Raw genomic sequence first — 2,507 nt, forward strand, 5'->3', positions numbered from 1 at the left:
ACTCGATGCCACTGGCAACGACGATCTCGCCTGGCGAGGCTTCTCGTTCGACTGGGACGCGCAGCCTGGTGAGCACGTCCTCACGGTCCGTGCATACGACGAGAGCGGACGCGCGCAACCCGTGGAAGCCCCGTGGAACCGCGGCGGCTTCGCCAATAACAGCGCCCAGCGCATCACCGTGCTCGTGCAATAGTCCCCGCGTGTCGTTGCTGGCTCTCGCGGTTGGCAGTCACATCATGGAAGTGGGCACGCACGATTCTCACTCCAGGAGACACGGGCGATGAACGGTACCGAGATCCACCTGCACGCAAGGATCTTCCGCACCGGCAACGAGTGGTACGCCGACATCGACGACCAAGGCGACCCCCAACCCGACGACCCGTACTGGTACGGCCACTACAACTCCCAAAGAGCCGCCATAGACGCCGCCTGCGCCCGCATAGCCGCCCTCCACCTCCACAACGCCGAACGCCTCAGCACCAAACTATTGCCAACAGCAATCACTTCAGCCTGACCTCGTATCGCGCTCCTATCGTGGGTCGCGGCTCAATCAACAGCTGTGGTACCGAAGGCATTGGTAGCGGCGTCATCGGGCCGGTTGATGGGTGTGCCGCGACGACGGAACGCCGCCTGATCAGGCGCCGCGGCGTTCGATTGGCTCTGTTGGTTTTAGGGGTGGGGTGGTTAGGCAGACGACCCAGCCGCGGTGCTGGAGGTCGCCGGCCAGTGGCAGCTGGGTTCCTACTTCTAGGGCCACGGGCTCGAACGGTTCGACCACCAGGCGCCAGGTTTGGTCGTCCACCTTGAGGAACAGCCGTGGGTCAGTGGGTTCGTCGTCGGTCCGCGATAGCTGGATCTCGACCACGGTTGCCGTCGCGGCGACCGATTGGATCTGCGCGAGTGCGCGGCGCGCGTCCCGTGGGTAGCGGACGGTCGCCAGGAGTGGCCAGGCAACCAGGGCGCCGCTCGCCAGGCTGATCCCGAAGACGATCAGATAGTCGGTCCACGGGTTGCTCCAGTCCATGGTGGTGGAGAAGACGTTTGCTGGGTTGCCTTCGCCCATGATCGTGAGGGGAAGCAAGGTGAGTCCGAGGACTACTGCCAGTGCCCCGCAAGCGATCTTGATGCGGTCCGCCAGCACGCCGCGCCGGACTCGGCGGAGCGCTCGGGGAATGTCCGCGGCGGCGACGACCTGCAGGCCGTGGCCTCCGAGGCGGCGCCACCAGGGACGCTTCTCGACAAGGAACCTCGCCGGGTAGCAGGCGAATCCCGCGATGGCGGCGTCCAGTTCCGGGGTGTCCCAGAGGATGCTCGGGCGGGTGAACCAGCCGATCAGCACCAGCAGGCCGCAGACCGAGCCGAAGAACGCCAGGAGCACTGCGAGCTGGCGCCCATGCAGGTAGTAGTCGTCCACCTACATCGTCATCCCGTACATGCCAGCAGTATGCGGTCCCCCAGGGCCGCTCGCCCGAGGCGTGCCGGTTGTGGCTCCGGATCTGTCGAACGAACTGGCCGACACCCTCATCCGGTGTAGCGAAGGACAGGAGGTAGTCGCCACGCACTTGCTAGGTCTGCCTCAGCGTCATCTCTGTAACGCCCACGCCGGCGACATCCTCCTGTCGTTCGCTACATCGCCACCCCTTGGCACTCCCGCCAGCGGGCGCACGAGCCACCAACGGATCCCGATCCCGCCGTGCACCGCGGGCTATTCGGGTTCGTTAGCGGCGTCTCCGCCAATGTGGTACCGCGTGGTGATGCCTTCGTACATGAGGTGGGTCATTAGGCCTTGGGAGGCGTGGGGGAGGTTGTGGCAGTGGTCCATCCAGATGCCGGGGTTGTCGGCCAGGAAGGCTATTTCGTAGGTTTCGTCGTCGCCGACCTCGAGGGTGTCCACCCACCACGGGGAGCCGGTTGAGGGGACGCCGTTGCGGGAGAGGACTACTGCGTGGTGGCCGTGGAGGTGCATTGGATGTGCTTGGCCGGACGAGTTGCTGATCGTCATCCGGACCACGTCCCCTTCGGCGACCATGTACATCGGTACGTCCGGGAACTTGTGCCCGTTGATCGTCCACCAAAGCCCCGGTATTCCGTCCAGGAATCCCGGTCGCCGTCCGATCCGGTACTCGAAGACACGGTTGGCCTTCGACGGATCCAGCCCGAGCGGAGCCGCCGTACCGTAGCTCAGTAGGTCCAAAGTCTCAGCAGATAAGGCATCTCCAGGCGGTTCGGACCCAGGCGGCCCGATCGCGAGCGACACCGCAGCGGAGCCCGCGTCCAACCGCAGCGCCCCAGAGGTCGGCACAGTCACGTCGAGATCCACTCGGGCACCAGCAGCCAGCGGAAAGGCCGCACTCACAGGCGTCGGCCCGTGCAGATCGCGGCCATCGACCGCGACGACCTTGTACTGCGCGCCCACGATCCCCACCCGCACGATCGCGTTGTCGGTGTTGATCACCCGCACGCGCAGCCGGGTCCCCGCAGGCACATCCGCACGCTGCGACCCGGTC

At 65.7% G+C, this 2,507-nt stretch carries 3 protein-coding genes and 1 pseudogene; 2 read left to right on the forward strand and 2 right to left on the reverse strand.

Annotation, left to right across the window (positions count from 1 at the left end):
• Positions 1-193, forward strand: a pseudogene (locus VFG33_RS06850) (sulfite oxidase); the annotation flags it as partial.
• 87 nt (positions 194-280) lie between these two features.
• Positions 281-514 (forward strand): hypothetical protein, encoded by a 234-nt coding sequence (locus tag VFG33_RS06855; RefSeq protein ID WP_325023568.1) that lies wholly within the window; start codon positions 281-283, stop codon positions 512-514.
• Positions 515-634: 120 nt separating this feature from the next.
• On the opposite strand, the gene VFG33_RS06860 is transcribed toward VFG33_RS06855, so the two are convergent.
• Positions 635-1,414: a hypothetical protein gene (locus tag VFG33_RS06860; protein ID WP_325023571.1), complete on the reverse strand. Its 780-nt coding sequence runs from the start codon at positions 1,412-1,414 to the stop codon at positions 635-637.
• Between the two features lie 291 nt (positions 1,415-1,705).
• On the reverse strand, positions 1,706-2,507 hold an 802-nt coding region (locus tag VFG33_RS06865), incomplete at its 5' end, for a multicopper oxidase domain-containing protein (protein ID WP_325023572.1).

This window comes from Kribbella sp. (genome assembly GCF_035687465.1).
Taxonomy (GTDB): Bacteria; Actinomycetota; Actinomycetes; order Propionibacteriales; family Kribbellaceae; genus Kribbella.